Genomic DNA, 16598 nt, shown 5'->3' on the forward strand with positions numbered 1-16598 from the left:
TAAGATACCGAACGCCGGCAACCCATGTTGCCGGCGTTCGTGTTTTCCGGATCTTGAAACCTGCGACCCGCGGATTGAGACTCGGCCGTTCCTTGCCGAACCTAAAGAAGCAGGATGTGCCCGATGTCGAAGTAGGTTTTCGCGGTCGGAAGGTTGACCACGGGTTCGGCTGCCTTCGTCCCCACCCCGTCGCTGTCGTAGTAGAGCTTGCCGTCACTGTTGTTGTAGATCATCTGCGGTCCTTCCGTCGTGGCGGCTGAGGCGACCACGAAGGCGTCGGCATCCAGAACGCCGTCGCCGTCATCGTCCAGCCCGACGAAGAATCGGCTTTCCAGAGCGATCCGGTCGTCTGCGCTGTAATCCCAGATATTGTCGGCATTTGCCTTGCCGGCTTCGGCAAAGACAAAGGTGTCGGCGCCGCCCTTGCCGTAGAGACTGTCGATGCCGAGGCCGGCGACGATGGTGTTGGACTGGCTGTTTCCGGTAATGAGGTTGGCTGCGTCGTTGCCGAAAACCGTGGCCTCGCCCGCTTCCGCCCTCAACCGGATGTTCTCGATCTCGTTATGCCCGCGCAGGTCGACGCCGAGATATGCCCAGACGGAATCCACACCGTCATCGGTTCCTCCGGCAACCTGGTCGAGGGTATTGTTGAAGACATAGGAATCGTTCCCCGCCGACCCGTGAAAGGTGTCCGCACCGGAGGAGCCGTTCAGCCAGTTATCGCCGGTGGTGCCGTAATAATGCGTCGACGAGGTCACAGGATCGGGTAGCGGTTCGGAGAGCCTGACCTGCAGATTGGCCGCGGTAAAGGAACTGGCGAGAACGTTGTCGAGCGTTGCGAGTGTCGTCCAGCCATTGTCGCCATCGCGTGCCTGAACCACGGAGTCGGTGCCGGATTGCACGACCCGGACGAGACCCTGTGCGAGATAATCGCCCTGGTCCCAGCCGAGCCTGAGGCCGAGGACGGAGACATCGATCACGTCACCGCCATCCCCGGTGGCGAAGCCGGTAATCACGTCTCCGCCTTCGTCGAGCGCATTGTAGGCGAACCGGTCGCGTCCGGCGCCGCCTTCGAGGGCGTCGGTCCCGACGCCGCCCCACAGATAATCGTTGCCGGCCCCGCCGGACAGGGCATCCAGGCCTTGTCCGCCAAGAAGCTTGTCGTCCTCGCCGGTGCCGATGAGCGTATCCGCATTGCCGACGACATTCTCCTTCACCGTTGTATTGATAAACTCGACGGCATCCGGCGAGATGCTGTAACCCTTGCCATAGCTCTCGAAGTGGCTGTCGATCACGACGTTGTCGCGGGGCTGGCCGCTGATGATGAAGCTGTAATTGGTCGTTTCGCGCAGGGTCAGATTGTCGACTGTCGAATTGCGGCCGTCGCCGTCGCCATATTCGTAAAATTGGACACCATAGGTGTTTCCGGCCCCTGCGCTGTCGGAGAACGTGTTGCCGATGCCGCGAAGGTCGCCGAACATCCGGGAATCGAAGGCGAGCACATCGGTATAAAGCCCGTCGCGGCTTTCCGAATGGAAGTCATAGGCCGCCTTTGCGGCATCGTAGACAACGGAGTTGGTGGTCACAAGCTGGATATCGGCGCCATAGTTGGAGGCGGATGCGGCATCCGGCGTGGTGCCGGTCGTATGCACCAGAACGCCGTGATTGACATGCTCGGCGAAGAGACCGTCGATCGTGGTGTTCAGCGAGGTCGCCGACTGGACGACGGAATGCAGGGTCGAGCCAGAGACGTCGGTCGCGCTGGCATTGACGTTGTTGATGAAGGCAATGCCGTTTGAAGCGTTCTGGACTGTGATATCACTGATCTCGGTATCCGTCATCGAGCGTATGCGCACGAGTGCCGGCCCGCCTTCGACGATCTCGTCGTCGTATATGCCCTCGAAATGGCCGTTGCTGAGGCTGAAGCTGCCCTCGGCATAGAGACCGGCACGGACATTGGTGGAGTAGAGTTCCTGCTCCACCAGCGAGCCATCGAGAATGACGGTATTTCCCTCGATGGCGATCACCCTGGCCGCCTGGCCGAGATTGGTGTTGAGCCCCTTGTCGCCGCCATCGATGTGATCGCCCGGCAAGGCGTCGTCCGAGACGACCTTCAGCCAGCTTCCGACCTCGATACCCGCCGGCAGGCTGTCATAGGTTATGGTCGCATTTCCAGACCCGTCAGAGCCGAGCGCCACGTCCTCGAGCGGCTTTTCCTGCCCGTAGACGTCGATGGCGCTGAAATTCCCGGTGGTCGTCAGCGTACTGCCATTCAGGTCGATTTTGATGTCCTGCGCATCTATCCGCACGACGATCGGTGCCGTGACGGTGATGTTGGCGTTCTCGGGGAGGACCACGGTTCCCCCCGAGGTCAGGCTCGCGATGGCTGTCGCGATGTCTTTGTCGGTGGCATTTTCCGGCAGATGGATCGTATCAGTCATGGTCTGGCCTCGGTGTTGCCCCAGCTCCCCCGAAACCCGCGATTGCATCAGGCTCTTCCAAACCTTAACGATGACTTAATGTTCCGTCCAGAATCTATCTATGGGATGTTGCGAGGGCATCAATATCCATATGTAGATTTTAATGTGTGTATGGATCTGTCCTGTCCGCGTCGCAAGCAGGTGTTGGCTTGAGATCTGCGCCTGGTGCAATTGCCGCGGAGGGCCGTTTTGAGGAGGAGGTAAGCATGGAGAGTTTCAGCGGCGGTTGCCTGTGCGGCAATGTCCGCCTTGTCGCGACGGGACGTCCTTACCGGGTGGGGATCTGTCACTGTCTCGACTGCCGCAAGCATCACGGGGCGCTTTTTCATGCCTCGGCGATATTTCCGCACGATGCGGTGACGGTTGACGGCGAAACGGGCGAATATGCCGGACGCCATTTCTGTCCTCGTTGCGGCTCGCCGGTTTTCGGACGCAGCGGAGACGAAGTCGAGGTGAACCTCGGATCGCTCGACGCTCCCGATCAGTTCATGCCGACCTACGAACTCTGGACCGTCCGGCGGGAGTCCTGGCTGCCGCCGTTTCCGCTCAGGAGGCATTACGAAGGCAATCGCAGCTCTTCCGGCCGTTCCGAGGAATAGCCGGCTGCGAGATGGAACGCTCCGAAACTCGGAGCCGGTATCCTAGAGCGGTTTGCCGAGATTGTTGTAGGTGTCCTCGAACTGTTTCAGCCGCTCGTCATAGACGTTGCGCAAGCAGGTCGCATCGCCGCCGCAGGCCTGTCTTTTCTTCAGCCACGCGGACTGGTCGTCCTGCAGCTTTCCGCGATTGCCCATCGGTAGCAAACCGCTGATGAGCTCGAAGGTGGTCGCCATCTTCACGTCGAGATCGTTGAGAACACGGTTGCCGCAGATCGCGCTTTCGTCGGCCGCAAGGTCTATCCGATCGCAGTCGAAGCTTGCGGCGTTGGTCGGTGTGGTGGTGATGAAGCAGGCGTATGCCATCGTCAGGATCGTGGCGGCGGTAAAAGGGCGCATTTCGTCTTCCTCGCAAAGTCTCCGACATTACCGACTTGTAACGGTCAATGCCTTGGTTTTGTTCGATTCACGTCTAAATCATCAGCGCGAGACACAAGCGGCCATATTTCCATTCCCTTCGCCCGTCGGCCGCACTAAAACACGATCGACAACAGCAGGAGACTTTCATGCAAGGCATTGTTCGGTATGCGGCGGTTACGCTGCTGGCGCTGTCTTTGGCCGCTCCCGGCATCGCATTTGCCCAGGATGCCAAGACCGTTCCGCAGTCGCAGCTCGAGATGCAGATGTCCTTTGCGCCCCTGGTCAAGCAGACCCATGGCGCCGTGGTGAACGTTTATGCCGAACGCATCGTGCAGCGGCGGCTTTCGCCCTTTGCCGGCGATCCCTTTTTCGAACAGTTCTTTGGCCAGCAGATGCCGAACCGCACCGAAAAGCAGTCGTCGCTCGGCTCCGGCGTGATCGTCGAGGAGAACGGCACGGTCGTTACCAATAACCACGTCATCGACGGTGCCGACGACATCAAGGTGGCGCTGGCCGATGGCCGCGAGTTTCCGGTCAAGGTCGTGCTGAAGGACGAGCGGCTCGATCTCGCGGTGCTGCGCATCGACGCCCACGAAAAGCTGCCGACGCTTCCGATCGGCAACTCGGATGCGATCGAGGTCGGCGATCTCGTGCTTGCGATCGGCAACCCCTTCGGCGTCGGCCAGACGGTCACCTCGGGCATCGTCTCCGCGCTGGCGCGCAATCAGGTGACCGAAGGCGATTTCGGCTTCTTCATCCAGACGGACGCCGCCATCAATCCCGGCAATTCCGGCGGCGCGCTGATGAACATGAAGGGCGAGCTGATCGGCATCAACACCGCCATATTCTCCAAGGGCGGCGGGTCGAACGGTGTCGGCTTCGCCATTCCCGCCAATCTCGTAAAAGTGTTCCTCGACGCCGCCGATCGCGGCACGACCAGCTTCGAGCGCCCCTATGTCGGCGCAAGCTTCGATCCGGTGACCTCCGACGTCGCCGAGGCGCTCGGTCTCGACAAGGCGCGCGGTGCGCTGGTTGTGCGCGTGGTGGACGGTGGGCCCGCGGCCAAGGCCGGCCTCAGGGCCGGGCAGGTGGTGGTGGCCGTCGACGGCGTTCCGGTCGAGCATCCCGATGCGCTCGGCTACCGGCTGACCACCGCCGGTCTCGGCAAGGCGGTCAAGCTCACGGTTCGCGAGAACGGCGAGGAAAAGCAGATCACCCTGACGCTTGCGGGGGCTCCGGAAACCACGCCTCGGGACGAAAGGCTGATCGAGGGCCGCAATCCCTTTGCCGGCGCCAAGGTCGCCAATCTTTCGCCCAAGCTCGCCTACGAACTGCAAATGCCGTCGGAGGTGACCGGCGTGGTGATTACCGATATCGCCCAGGGATCGCCCGCCGCCCGTCTCGGCTTCGCACCCCATGACATCATCGTCTCCGTCAACGGTGTCTCGGTCGGCTCGGCCGCCGAGATGGCGAAGATCGCCGACGGCGATCCCGGCTTCTGGCGCGTCGAGGTCGAACGCAACGGCCAGCGCATAAGACAGGTCTTCCGATGAGTGATCTCTTCGCGCCGCAGGTCCCGCAGGAAGTGGAGGCGCGGCGGCCGCTCGCCGACCGCCTGCGGCCGAAGACGCTTGCCGACGTGACCGGACAGGAGCATCTGACGGGCGAGGACGGCGTCCTTGCCCGCATGATCGCTTCCGGCTCGCTCGGCTCCATGATCTTCTGGGGCCCTCCGGGCACCGGCAAGACGACGGTCGCCCGGCTGCTTTCGGGCGAGGCCGGGCTCGCCTTCGAGCAGATCTCGGCGATTTTCTCGGGCGTCGCCGACCTCAAGAAGGTGTTCGAGGCGGCCCGCATGCGCCGCATGGAAGGCCGCCAGACGCTGCTCTTCGTCGACGAGATCCATCGTTTCAACCGCGCCCAGCAGGACAGTTTCCTTCCCGTGATGGAAGATGGCACCGTGATCCTTGTGGGCGCCACGACCGAGAACCCCTCCTTCGAACTCAACGCCGCTCTTCTCTCCCGGGCGAGGGTGCTGACCTTCAAGCCCCATGACGAGCAGAGCCTCGGTACGCTCCTGAAGCGGGCGGAGGAAACGGAACACCGGCCGCTGCCGCTCGACGAGGATGCCCGCGCCGCCCTGATCCGCATGGCCGATGGCGACGGTCGCGCGGTGCTGACGCTGGCAGAGGAGGTCTGGCGCGCCGCCCGTAAGGACGAGATCTTCGACACCGACGGCCTGACGCGGATCGTTCAGCGCCGGGCGCCGGTCTACGATAAGGGGCAGGACGGCCATTACAACCTGATCTCGGCGCTGCACAAATCGGTGCGCGGTTCCGATCCGGATGCCGCGCTCTATTATCTCTGCCGCATGTTCGACGCGGGCGAAGACCCGCTTTATCTCGGCCGCCGGCTGGTTCGGATGGCGGTCGAGGATATCGGGCTTGCCGACCCGCAGGCGCTCGTCATCTGCAATGCCGCCAAGGACGCCTATGACTATCTCGGCTCACCGGAGGGAGAGTTGGCGCTGGCCGAGGCCTGCGTCTATCTCGCCACCGCGCCGAAGTCGAACGGCGTCTATCTCGCCTACAAGGCGGCGATGCGGGCGGCGAAGGAGAATGGCTCGCTGCTGCCGCCGAAGCATATCCTGAACGCCCCGACCAAGCTGATGAAGGGCGAGGGTTATGGCGAGGGCTATCGCTACGACCACGACGAGCCGGACGCCTTTTCCGGCCAGGACTATTTCCCCGAAAAGATGGGCCGCCGGACCTTCTACGATCCGCCGGAACGGGGCTTCGAGCGGGAAATCCGCAAGCGGCTGGACTGGTGGTCCAAGCTGCGCCGCGAGCGCAACGGCTGAAGCCTGAAAGTTCAGGAGGCCTTGCTCACCCGCGGTGCCGAGGGTGCCGCGATCATCTTTACCGAGGAATCGGCAAGGCCGTGATGGCCTTCCATGTCGACGATCAGGTGCCAGTGGCCGCTTTCGGGAATGGTGAGCTTGATCGGCGACTTCTTGGCGACGCCGCCGAGATACTTGAAATCGAGCGCTTCCCTGAACCGCTGGAAATTGCCGGGCGTCATCAGCCGCACATTGGCGACCGCCGACAGCGTCACTTCGATGATGGTGCCGGCGCGCTGTTCCTTGAGGTCGTAGTGGCTAAAGCGGAAGGTCGGCCTGGACATTCGGCTCCTCGTCTCGATGTCATCAATTCAACTTCGCTAATCTACATCATCGGGGTTAAGGAAGGGTTCGTGGCGCATGGCGGTTCACGAGGTCACGACCCGGAACAAAGTCCGCCGCGGGGCGTTTTCCGGCTGAAGAAAGACTGAAGGCAAGATACACTTAAGCAGAGAAGGAGACCCCGATGAAGACCGATCTTTTCATCACCTTCGTGGTCGCCCTGATGGTCAATGCCGTTCTCTTCGGCGTAGGCGCGATCACCGTGCTTTCGGTGCCGGCGCTCGCCGAACAGGCGAAATATCTGCTGCCGGCGGTGATCGTCGCGGCCTTTGTCGCCACACCCTTCATCGCCCGGCTTCTGGCGCCGCGTCTGCGCCTGCGCTACTGGCGCGAACGCGACGAACTACCCCTTCCTGCACGGAAGGCCGGCACGCCATAACCGCAAAAAGAACAGACAACGACATTCCCCTCCGACCTCCACCTGATCCCCCGTCTTCCCTGGACGGGGGATTTTTTTCCTCGTGACGGGCAGGCATGCGTTCTCCTTCACGCGAGCCCTGCGGCCCCGCGGCTTGAGGTATTGTCTTGGTCCTCCATCGCCACCTTGCGGAGACCTCCGGCTGAAGGTCGGCCGGGACACGATCGCGTGCCGCGAATGAAATAAAAACGATGACACCCGATCGTGTCCCGTTCGGCGGTTTTTATCCGCGCGGTCGGTCCCTCTGCTCCGGCGGTTCCCGGGAGTTTCCGTCCATCGGGCTGCGGCTCTTGCCGCCGGACGCCCGGGACCACCCGACACCGCCGGTCTCTGACGCCTTGCAGGCGCGTCCGGCGCGCCGTCAGGGCCGACATGGGGTTCAGCCGTCCGAAGCCTTCCCATGTCCCCACGTCGCCGGAGGGAGACCAGTTTGCGCGGACCCGGATCGTGAGATCTTGCGTCTCTCCCTCACGACCCGCGCCGGCCCCGCCTCGCCGGCACGCCTGCCGGTGTATCCGCGACGGGACGAGGAGATTGTAGGCATGAGGCATGAGGACGGGGATTTTGCGGGAAAACGGGGAAGAGCGGATAGATTGGGGGTGAGGGGCGCTGTTTCTGCCCGCTCCGGTGATACTTCTTCATTTTTTCCCGCTGTCATCTATCTCCGAAAGCTTCCCTTGGTCCACCCAATGCCACTCATTCCCCTTTATGCCGGCCCCTTCATGCCGGGCCTGACCCGATATCCCGCCGCGGGATGTCCATCGCACGGGGACGCCGGCCTTCATCGGACCCCTTGAGAGACTGGCCCCGAGGTCAGCCCGGTTTGCGGACCCCCCGGCGGGGGCCGGAACGGGTCAGGGATAACGGAGGGCAAAATCGGGTGAACGCGGAACAGATGTCGTCTTCGCGCATTAGACTTCGGGTCGAATTCTGACTGAACCCAGGGAGAAAGAGAATGGCCATTGAAAAGCGTGGTTCCGCCCACTGGAGCGGCGGACTGAGGGACGGGCGCGGAACGGTTTCCACCGAAAGCGGCGCATTGAAAGAGCACCCCTATGGCTTCAAGACCCGTTTCGAGGGCGTTCCGGGCAGCAATCCGGAGGAACTGATCGGCGCGGCGCACGCCGCCTGCTTCACCATGGCGCTCTCCAAGGAACTCGGGGATGCCGGCTTCACCGCGGAAGCCCTCGATACGACGGCCAAGGTAACGCTCGATCAGGTCGGCGGCGGCTTTGCGATCACCGCGATCGAACTCAGCCTGCGTGGCAAGGTGCCCGGCACGGACGAGGCGACCTTCCGCGGCATTGCCGAAAAGGCCAAGGCCGGCTGCCCGGTCTCGAAGGCGCTGGCCGCCGTTCCGATCAGCCTCAATGTGACCTTCGGCTGAGGGGCTTTTCTCCCGATTGCGAAAGATTTGACGGGGCCGGCGGGCAGCGTTTGTCGTTTGCCGGTCCTCGATAATGGGCGTATGATTTCGCCTTCCGGCCGCCCCGGCCGGAGCTTCGTGAGGAGGAGAAAATGTCACGCCAATACATCGATTGCCGTGAATTCCCGAGCGAAATGAAATGCACCGTCGCCATCTCGGCAGACACCACGGAGGAACTCGTCAACGCCGCCGTGCAGCATGCCGTTGCCGTTCATGGCGAACACGACACCCCCGCATTCCGCCAGGAAATCAAGAAGGCCATCCACAAGATGGAACCATCCCGCAACGTCGCATGACGCTGGGGTGATGGGAGCCAAGCGCCACCTCCTTTGCGGAGGGGGTGGCGAGGGGGAACCCGGTAAGAACCGAGGCTGGATAGGAGTTCACGTTTCCCCGTCATCCCGGCCTTGTGCCGGGATCCAGCAGCGCGATGTCCATCGCGCGGAAGACATTTGAAGATATGGCCGGATGAAGACTATTGTCTTTTCGGCTCGCAGACGCTCGCCGGCTGGATTCCTGTGACAAGCACAGGAATGACGGCTGTGGGAACGATCTTCACACACTTGCCGCCTGCGAATTCGCGGCGAATTTCCCCGCGGAGCTCGGCGTTTAGGTAAAGGCTCTGCTATTGCCGGGCCCGCTTCGATCTCCCGAATTCCTTCATATTTTCCCGCCCGCCTGCAGCATTAAGGAAACGGGATCACAGCAGATAGTGGGAGATGTCATCCCAGTCGGGATTCACGCTCTCGATCAGATTGAGTTTCCATGCCCTTGGCCATTTCTTGATGGTCTTTTCCCGCGTCAAGGCTGATGTAATCAGGTCATGGACCTCGAACCAGACAAGCGTCTTGACGCCATATCGGCTCGTGAAGCCCGGTGTGAGGTCATGCCGGTGTTCATGGAGACGGCGCGCGAGGTCGCTCGTCACGCCCGTGTAGAGCGTGCCGTTCCGTCTGGAAGCAAGGATGTAGACATAGCCCTGACGCATGTGGGCAGGATGGCATGACCGGCCGAACAAGCAAAGGCCGTGTGATGCCGTGCCAACGTTTCTCCGTCATCCCGGCCTTGTGCCGGGATCCAGCAGCGCGATGTCCATCGCGCGGAAGACATTTGAAGACACGGCTGTATGAGACTGTTGTCTTCCCGGCTCGCAGACGCTCGCCGGCTGGATTCCTGTGACAAGCACAAGGAATGACGGAGAAATAGCGAAGCCGTCGGCGCGTTCTTACAAAGATGCAGATAGAACAAAGCCCGGAAACCATGTTTCCGGGCTTTGCCAGTCGAAATTTGCTCAATCGGGCCTAGAGATCAGCTGCACCCGCTCGTTGCGNAGGAATGACGGAGAAATAGCGAAGCCGTCGGCGCGTTCTTACAAAGATGCAGATAGAACAAAGCCCGGAAACCATGTTTCCGGGCTTTGCCAGTCGAAATTTGCTCAATCGGGCCTAGAGATCAGCTGCACCCGCTCGTTGCGCCGCAGGTGTCGCACTTCTCGCAGGTGCCGTTGCGGACCATGGTGAAGTTCTGGCACTCGGAGCACATGTTGCCGGTGTAGCCCTGGGCGATCGAGCGCATGCGGCGGTCGGCCTCGAGCTTCTTGGCTTCCGTCTTGGCGGCAGCGGCGTCGGCTGCGGCCTTGTCGGAGAAGAGCGCGGTCTTTTCCTGTGCCGGCTCGCTTGCCACTTCCTCGGCGATCTCTTCCGCCAGTTCGGCTGCGCGTTCCTCGTAGTCGCGCTTGAAGGCGACGATTTCGGAGGTCGAGATGGCGGTCGTCACTTCCAGCTTGCGGGCCGCGTTGCCGGAAAATGCCGTCACGTTGGCGCCACCGGATGCCTTGGCGGGGGCGGCGGTCGCCGCGCCCTTCGGCTCGGCGAGCGAGCGGTCGACATTGCCGCCGGAAACCAGCGTCGGCTTGTAGCCGCGGGTCCAGCCGGTGGAAATCAGGTTGGTCTTGCCTTCCTGAATACCCTTGCCGAGCGCGGTGTTGGAAAAGTCCGACGTGTCGACATGGGCGAGGTCGTGACGGCCGAGATAGGAGACGGCAAGTTCGCGGAACACGTAGTCGAGGATCGACGTGGCGTTCTTGATCGCGTCATTGCCCTGAACCATGCCGGCCGGCTCGAACTTGGTGAAGGTGAAGGCCTCCACATATTCCTCGAGCGGAACGCCGTATTGCAGGCCGAGCGAGATCGCGATGGCGAAGTTGTTCATCATCGCACGGAAGGCGGCACCTTCCTTGTGCATGTCGATGAAGATCTCGCCGAGGCGGCCGTCGCCGAATTCGCCGGTGCGGAGATAAACCTTGTGGCCGCCGACGGTGGCCTTCTGGGTGTAGCCCTGACGGCGGTTCGGAAGCTTCTCCCGCTCGCGCACGACCCGCTCGATCACCCGTTCGATGATCTTTTCGGTGACGGTGACCGCCTGTGCGGCAACCGGCTGCTGGATCAGGTCGTCGAGTGCATCCTCTTCATCCTCGTCCTCGATCAGCGCGGCGTTGAGCGGCTGCGAGAGCTTGGAGCCATCGCGATAGAGCGCGTTGGCCTTGAGCGCCAGACGCCATGACAGCATGTAGGCTGCGCCGCAATCCTCGACGGTCGCCTCGTTCGGCATGTTGATCGTCTTGGAGATCGCGCCCGAGATGAACGGCTGAGCCGCTGCCATCATGCGGATATGGCTTTCGACCGAAAGGTAGCGCTTGCCGATCTTGCCGCAGGGATTGGCGCAATCGAATACGGCCAGATGCTCGGGCTTGAGGAAGGGTGCGCCTTCCAGCGTCATCGCACCGCAGACATGGATGTTCGCGGCTTCGATTTCCTTCTTCGTGAAGCCGAGATGCTCAAGCAGGTTGAAGCTCATGTCGGAGAGCTGCTCGTCGGAAACCTTGAGCGTGCCCTTCAGGAAGTCGGCGCCGAGCGTCCACTGGTTGAAGACGAACTTGATGTCGAAGGCGGCCTTCAGCGCGCCGTTGACGGCTTCGATCTTCTCGTCGGTGAAGCCCTTGGCCTTCAGCGTCGACGGATTGATGCTAGGTGCCTGGTTCAGGTTGCCATGGCCGACGGCATAAGCGTCGATTTCGGCGATCTGGCTTTCGGTGTAGCCGAGGGTGCGCAGCGCTTCCGGAACGGCGGCGTTGATGATCTTGAAATAGCCGCCGCCGGCGAGCTTCTTGAACTTGACCAGCGCGAAATCGGGCTCGATGCCGGTCGTGTCGCAATCCATGACCAGACCGATCGTGCCGGTCGGGGCAATAACAGAGACCTGCGCATTGCGGTAGCCGTGCTGTTCGCCAAGCGCCAAGGCCTTGTCCCAGGCAGCCTTCGCATGAGCGATCAGGGCCGGGTCGGAGCAATCGGCGTGGATGAGTGCGACCGGATCAACCGACAGGCCTTCATAACCCGAGGTCTCGCCATGGGCGGCGCGGCGATGGTTGCGGATGACGCGCAGCATGTTGTCGCGGTTCGGCGCATAGCCCGGGAACGGACCGAGTTCGGAGGCGATCTCGGCCGAGGTCGCGTAGGAAACGCCGGTCATGATCGCGGTCAGCGCGCCGCAGATGGCGCGGCCTTCAGCCGAGTCGTACGGAATGCCCGAAGACATCAGCAGGCCGCCGATATTGGCATAGCCGAGGCCGAGCGTGCGGTATTCGTAGGAGAGTTCGGCGATCTGGCGCGACGGGAACTGCGCCATCATCACCGATATCTCGAGAACGACGGTCCACAGGCGAACGGCGTGTTCGTAATCGGCGATGTTGATCTTCTTCGTCGCAGCGTCCTTGAACTGCAGGAGGTTCAGCGAAGCGAGATTGCAGGCCGTGTCGTCGAGGAACATGTATTCCGAGCACGGGTTCGACGCACGGATCGGGCCGGCGGCCGGGCAGGTGTGCCAGTCGTTCATCGTCGTGTTGAAATGCAGGCCCGGATCGGCCGATGCCCAGGCGGCATAGGAGATCTTGTCCCAGAGGTCGCGCGCCTTCAGCGTCTTCATGACGCGGCCGTCCTTGCGGGCGGTCAGGTTCCAGTCGCCATCGGCCTCGACGGCGCGCAGGAAGTCATCCTTCAGCGAGACGGAGTTGTTGGAGTTCTGGCCGGAAACGGTGAGATAGGCTTCCGAATCCCAGTCCGTGTCGTAGGTCTTGAACTCCATGTCCTTGTAGCCCTGCTGGGCGAACTGGATGACCCGCTTGATGTAGTTTTCCGGAACCTGATCCTTCTTGGCGGCGCGGATTTCACGCTTCAGCGCCGGGTTCTTGGCCGGATCGAAGCATTCGTCGTTATCCGCTTCGCAGTTGACGCAGGCCTTCATGATCGCCTTGAGGTGCTTGGCAACGATCTTGGAGCCGGTGACCAGCGCTGCGACCTTCTGCTCTTCCTTCACCTTCCAGTCGATATAGGCTTCGATATCCGGATGGTCGATGTCGACCACGACCATCTTCGCCGCACGGCGGGTGGTGCCGCCCGACTTGATCGCGCCGGCGGCGCGGTCGCCGATCTTCAGGAAGCTCATCAGGCCGGAGGAGCGGCCGCCGCCCGAAAGCTTTTCGCCTTCGCCGCGCAGATAGGAGAAGTTGGAGCCGGTGCCGGAGCCGTACTTGAAGAGACGGGCTTCGCGGACCCAGAGGTCCATGATGCCGCCCTCGTTGACGAGGTCGTCCTCGACGGACTGGATGAAGCAGGCGTGCGGCTGCGGATGCTCATAGGCCGACTTGGACTTGACGAGCTTGCCGGTGAAGGGGTCGACGTAGAAATGGCCCTGGCCGGGGCCGTCGATGCCATAGGCCCAGTGCAGGCCGGTGTTGAACCACTGCGGGGAATTCGGGGCGACGCGCTGGGTGGCGAGCATATAGGCAAGCTCGTCCCGGAAGGCGAGGGCATCTTCCTCGGACGTGAAATACTTGCCCTTCCAGCCCCAGTAGGTCCAGGTGCCGGCGAGACGGTCGAAGACCTGACGGGCATCGGTTTCGGAGCCGAAGCGCTCGTTTTCGGGCAGCGCCTTCAGGGATTCGGTGTCGGGTACGGAGCGCCACAGGAAGGAGGGGACGTCATTCTCCTCGACCTTTTTCAGGGCCTTCGGCACGCCGGCCTTGCGGAAATACTTCTGGGCGAGAACGTCCGTCGCGACCTGGCTGAACTGCGCCGGCACGTCGATATCGGCCGCCCGGAAGACGATCGAACCGTCGGGGTTCTTGATCTCGCTCACAGCCTTGCGGAATTCGATCTCCGCATAGGCTGATTGGCCTGGCTTGGTAAAACGTCGTTCTATACGCATCTTCGTCCCTCGCATCTGGCGCGCCATTATAGGCGCAAAAAGCCCCGTCCGTCTGCAAGCGCTTGCCGCGCAGCCGGTTGTCATTCGTCCGTCAGTTGATTCACCCGGAGATGAGTGACGGTCTATATTGTGTTGATTACGGCTGCAAGCCTACTAGATATAGTGTTAACAAATTCTTGCTGCCAGTCCCCACTTGCGTTTTGGCGGCAGAAAATCGCACACAAGACCGGTTCGGGCAGGCCGATTCCTCATGAATCGCATCCCGTGCTCAAGCCATCGATTTTCAGAAACGAACCGGCCTCGTTATCGTCCGGTCCAGTCGCCGCCGCAACATAAGAAAGCATTAACTTTGAAACGGCCGAGTCCGTCAAGGGCTGGTTTGAGACGAAATGGTTAACACCACATCTTGTGGCTCGCATCTGTGGAAAACGGGGAAAGAGACGAGACCAAGGAAATCAGCGATTTGCCGGGAAAGCCTGAGGTGAAGCCTGTGCCGGGGCCGAATTTTTTCCACTGTTTTGCCACATTGCGGCCGAAGCAGGGAAAGGCGTGCACGGCATCCGCTTTGCGTCGTGACTGGAGGGAAAGACGGTCTGGCGATTCGCGCAGAAGCCCGTCAAAACGCCCGGATGCGGCGGTCTCGTGCGAATTATCTGTGCCGTCTGCAACCAATTTGAAACAGATTCCGGTCAAAATCATCGCAAATGGACCCCAAATGACTTGCGGGTTTTACGGGACGGGTAGCCGCCGCGCATGAGCCGGTTCGCGCCCCCACGGGATTTCCACATGAACATCGTCAACCTCTCTATCCTGAAGAAGATCAGTCTTCTGGTCGTTCTCATGGGCTGTGCCGCGGGCATCATTGCGGCTGTGGGAGCGCAGAGCCTCTTCTCCCTCGGTGCGTCCCTCAAGGACACAGGCGCGCGCGAGGAAGTGGCCCGCGAAGCCATGGACCTGCGCGTCGACATCATCGCCATCAGCCGCATGACCTACCAACTCGCGCTCGCGCCGGAAAAGGCCGCCGACTTCGCCGCCGAAACGGACAAGCGCTCCAAGGAAATGCTGGACCGCCTGCCGAAAATCGCCTCGACGGCGGACGCCAACGAACAGAAGCTGCTGGAAGACATCCGCACCACGCTGAGCGCCTATTTCGGCAAGATCCGGGAAATGGTCGCGGTCGCTGCAACCGACGCCGGCAAGGACCGGGCGATCATGGCCGCCGAACTCGACAAGGTCCTGGAAGCCCAGAAGACCGTCACCAGCACGGTCAAGCTCTACAGCACGTCGTCCGCCGAATCGCTTGCCAAGTCCCGCGCCGCTGCGCTTGCCGCCTCGAGCTTCACCGTCGTCGTGCTCTTTGCCACGGCCATTTTCTGCATCGTTGCCGGCGTCGCCGCGAGTTTCCTGCTGGCAAGCCGCGGCATCGTAAAGCCGATCCGGAACCTCACCGACGTTATGTCGAAACTTGCATCCGGCAAGCTGGGTGAAGTCATTCCCGGCACCGACCGCAAGGACGAGATCGGCGCGATGGCGCGCGCGCTGGAAGTCTTCCAGGCCAACGAGCGGCAGATGCGCGAGATGGAAGCTCAGGAAGCCGCACTGCACGCCCAGAGCAAGGACCTGCAGACCAGCATCAGCGGCATCGTCGCGGCAGCCGTTGCCGGCGATTTCAGCAAGCGTATTTCGAAGGCCTACGAAGACGAGGACCTGCAGCGTTTCGCCGCTAGCGTCAACGAACTCGTGGAAAGCGTGGACCGCGGCATCACCGAGGTCCGTCGCGTCATCGCCGCACTGTCCGACGCCGACCTGATGCAGGAAATGCAGGGTCAGTTCCAGGGCGCCTTCGCCGAGCTTCAGGCAAACGTCAATACCACCATGGGCACTCTGCGCAGCACCATGCTGAACATCCGCTCCGTGGCCGGCACGATCACCTCCAACTCCGGCGAGCTGAGCTCGGCCGCCAACCAGCTTGCCCGCCGCACCGAGCAGCAGGCGGCGGCACTTGAGGAAACCGCAGCCGCGCTCGAGGAGATCACCACGACCGTCCGCACCTCCAGCGAACGGGCGAACGAAGCGAGCCGCATGGTGCATGAGACGAAGGAAAGCGCCGGCAAGTCGGGCGCCATCGTCCGCAGCGCCATCGACGCCATGGGCCGTATCGAGCAGTCCTCGCAGAAGATCAGCCAGATCATCTCGGTGATCGACGAGATCGCGTTCCAGACCAACCTGCTGGCGCTGAATGCCGGCGTGGAAGCCGCGCGTGCAGGCGAGGCCGGGCGTGGCTTTGCCGTTGTCGCCCAGGAAGTGCGCGAACTCGCCCAGCGTTCCGCCAATGCCGCCAAGGAAATCAAGACGCTGATTACGGCGTCGGCCGAGGAGGTGAACGGCGGCGTCTCGCTGGTGCTGTCGACCGGCAAGGCACTGACCGAGATCGAGGAACTGGTCAACCGCGTCAACGACCATGTGGCGAGCATCGCCCTTGCGGCTCAGGAACAATCCTCGGCGCTCGGCGAGATCAACACCTCGGTCAACCATATGGACCAGATGACCCAGCAGAATGCCGCCATGGTGGAAGAAACCACTGCGTCCAGCGAGATTCTGGCCGGCGAAGCCCGTCAGTTGCAGGAACAGCTCGGCCGCTTCCGCCTGGAAGGCAGCGCCTATGCCGGCCAGTCGCGCTACGCGGCATAACCCGGCTATCCGACTCCCGATCAGAAAAAGGCGCCGCAGCGATGCGGCGTCTTTTGTTTTA

The 16598-nt window shown here is 61.9% G+C and carries 13 protein-coding genes; 7 read left to right on the forward strand and 6 right to left on the reverse strand.

Annotated elements, in window-relative coordinates:
* Positions 1–101 precede the first annotated feature (101 nt).
* Entirely contained in the window at positions 102–2441 is a 2340-nt protein-coding gene (locus tag J5N58_RS25925; protein WP_113467245.1) for a calcium-binding protein, read from the reverse strand.
* Positions 2442–2686: 245 nt separating this feature from the next.
* Between J5N58_RS25925 and J5N58_RS06500 the strand changes: the two genes are divergently transcribed.
* The gene (locus J5N58_RS06500) at positions 2687–3079 is read left to right on the forward strand and encodes a GFA family protein (protein ID WP_112830254.1); all 393 of its coding nucleotides are present in this window, start codon (positions 2687–2689) and stop codon (positions 3077–3079) included.
* Between the two features lie 42 nt (positions 3080–3121).
* Here J5N58_RS06500 and J5N58_RS06505 read toward each other — a convergent pair whose 3' ends face one another.
* Positions 3122–3442 carry a lysozyme inhibitor LprI family protein gene (locus J5N58_RS06505; RefSeq protein ID WP_244710465.1) on the reverse strand — a complete coding sequence of 107 codons (321 nt, stop codon included), beginning with the start codon at positions 3440–3442 and terminating at the stop codon, positions 3122–3124.
* 200 nt (positions 3443–3642) lie between these two features.
* Between J5N58_RS06505 and J5N58_RS06510 the strand changes: the two genes are divergently transcribed.
* Together J5N58_RS06510 and J5N58_RS06515 are read left to right on the forward strand one after the other, a co-directional pair.
* Entirely contained in the window at positions 3643–5049 is a 1407-nt protein-coding gene (locus J5N58_RS06510; protein ID WP_113340546.1) for a DegQ family serine endoprotease, read from the forward strand.
* A complete protein-coding gene (locus J5N58_RS06515; RefSeq protein WP_244710146.1) occupies positions 5046–6356 on the forward strand; it encodes a replication-associated recombination protein A in 1311 nt (436 codons plus the stop codon). The genes J5N58_RS06510 and J5N58_RS06515 overlap by 4 nt, the downstream gene beginning before the upstream one ends.
* Positions 6357–6367: 11 nt before the next feature.
* Here the strand turns inward: J5N58_RS06515 and J5N58_RS06520 are convergent, their stop codons facing one another.
* Entirely contained in the window at positions 6368–6679 is a 312-nt protein-coding gene (locus J5N58_RS06520) for a DUF1883 domain-containing protein (protein ID WP_112830250.1), read from the reverse strand.
* Positions 6680–6861: 182 nt separating this feature from the next.
* Here J5N58_RS06520 and J5N58_RS06525 point away from each other — a divergent pair, with 182 nt between their 5' ends.
* From J5N58_RS06525 to J5N58_RS06535, 3 genes are all read left to right on the forward strand, one after another.
* Complete coding sequence (locus J5N58_RS06525) at positions 6862–7116, forward strand: hypothetical protein (RefSeq protein WP_112830249.1); 255 nt, start codon at positions 6862–6864, stop codon at positions 7114–7116.
* Between the two features lie 994 nt (positions 7117–8110).
* On the forward strand, positions 8111–8542 hold the full coding sequence (locus J5N58_RS06530) for an OsmC family protein (RefSeq protein ID WP_112830248.1): 432 nt from the start codon (positions 8111–8113) through the stop codon (positions 8540–8542).
* A gap of 131 nt (positions 8543–8673) precedes the next feature.
* Positions 8674–8877: a DUF1059 domain-containing protein gene (locus tag J5N58_RS06535; protein WP_113442880.1), complete on the forward strand. Its 204-nt coding sequence runs from the start codon at positions 8674–8676 to the stop codon at positions 8875–8877.
* Between the two features lie 404 nt (positions 8878–9281).
* Here the strand turns inward: J5N58_RS06535 and J5N58_RS06540 are convergent, their stop codons facing one another.
* The 3 genes from J5N58_RS06540 to J5N58_RS06550 all read right to left on the reverse strand — a co-directional run bounded on the left by J5N58_RS06540 (position 9282) and on the right by J5N58_RS06550 (position 14545).
* Entirely contained in the window at positions 9282–9569 is a 288-nt protein-coding gene (locus J5N58_RS06540) for a GIY-YIG nuclease family protein (protein ID WP_113442898.1), read from the reverse strand.
* Between the two features lie 464 nt (positions 9570–10033).
* Positions 10034–13846, reverse strand: coding sequence for a vitamin B12-dependent ribonucleotide reductase (locus J5N58_RS06545; protein ID WP_244710148.1), 3813 nt, complete (start codon positions 13844–13846; stop codon positions 10034–10036).
* Between the two features lie 393 nt (positions 13847–14239).
* Positions 14240–14545 (reverse strand): hypothetical protein, encoded by a 306-nt coding sequence (locus J5N58_RS06550; protein WP_113425704.1) that lies wholly within the window; start codon positions 14543–14545, stop codon positions 14240–14242.
* An 87-nt stretch (positions 14546–14632) separates the two neighbouring features.
* Here J5N58_RS06550 and J5N58_RS06555 point away from each other — a divergent pair, with 87 nt between their 5' ends.
* On the forward strand, positions 14633–16537 hold the full coding sequence (locus tag J5N58_RS06555) for a methyl-accepting chemotaxis protein (RefSeq protein ID WP_113425705.1): 1905 nt from the start codon (positions 14633–14635) through the stop codon (positions 16535–16537).
* Positions 16538–16598 lie beyond the last annotated feature (61 nt).

It is taken from the genome of Paenirhizobium cremeum, assembly GCF_022884085.1.
GTDB classification, from domain to species: domain Bacteria; phylum Pseudomonadota; class Alphaproteobacteria; order Rhizobiales; family Rhizobiaceae; genus Allorhizobium; species Allorhizobium cremeum.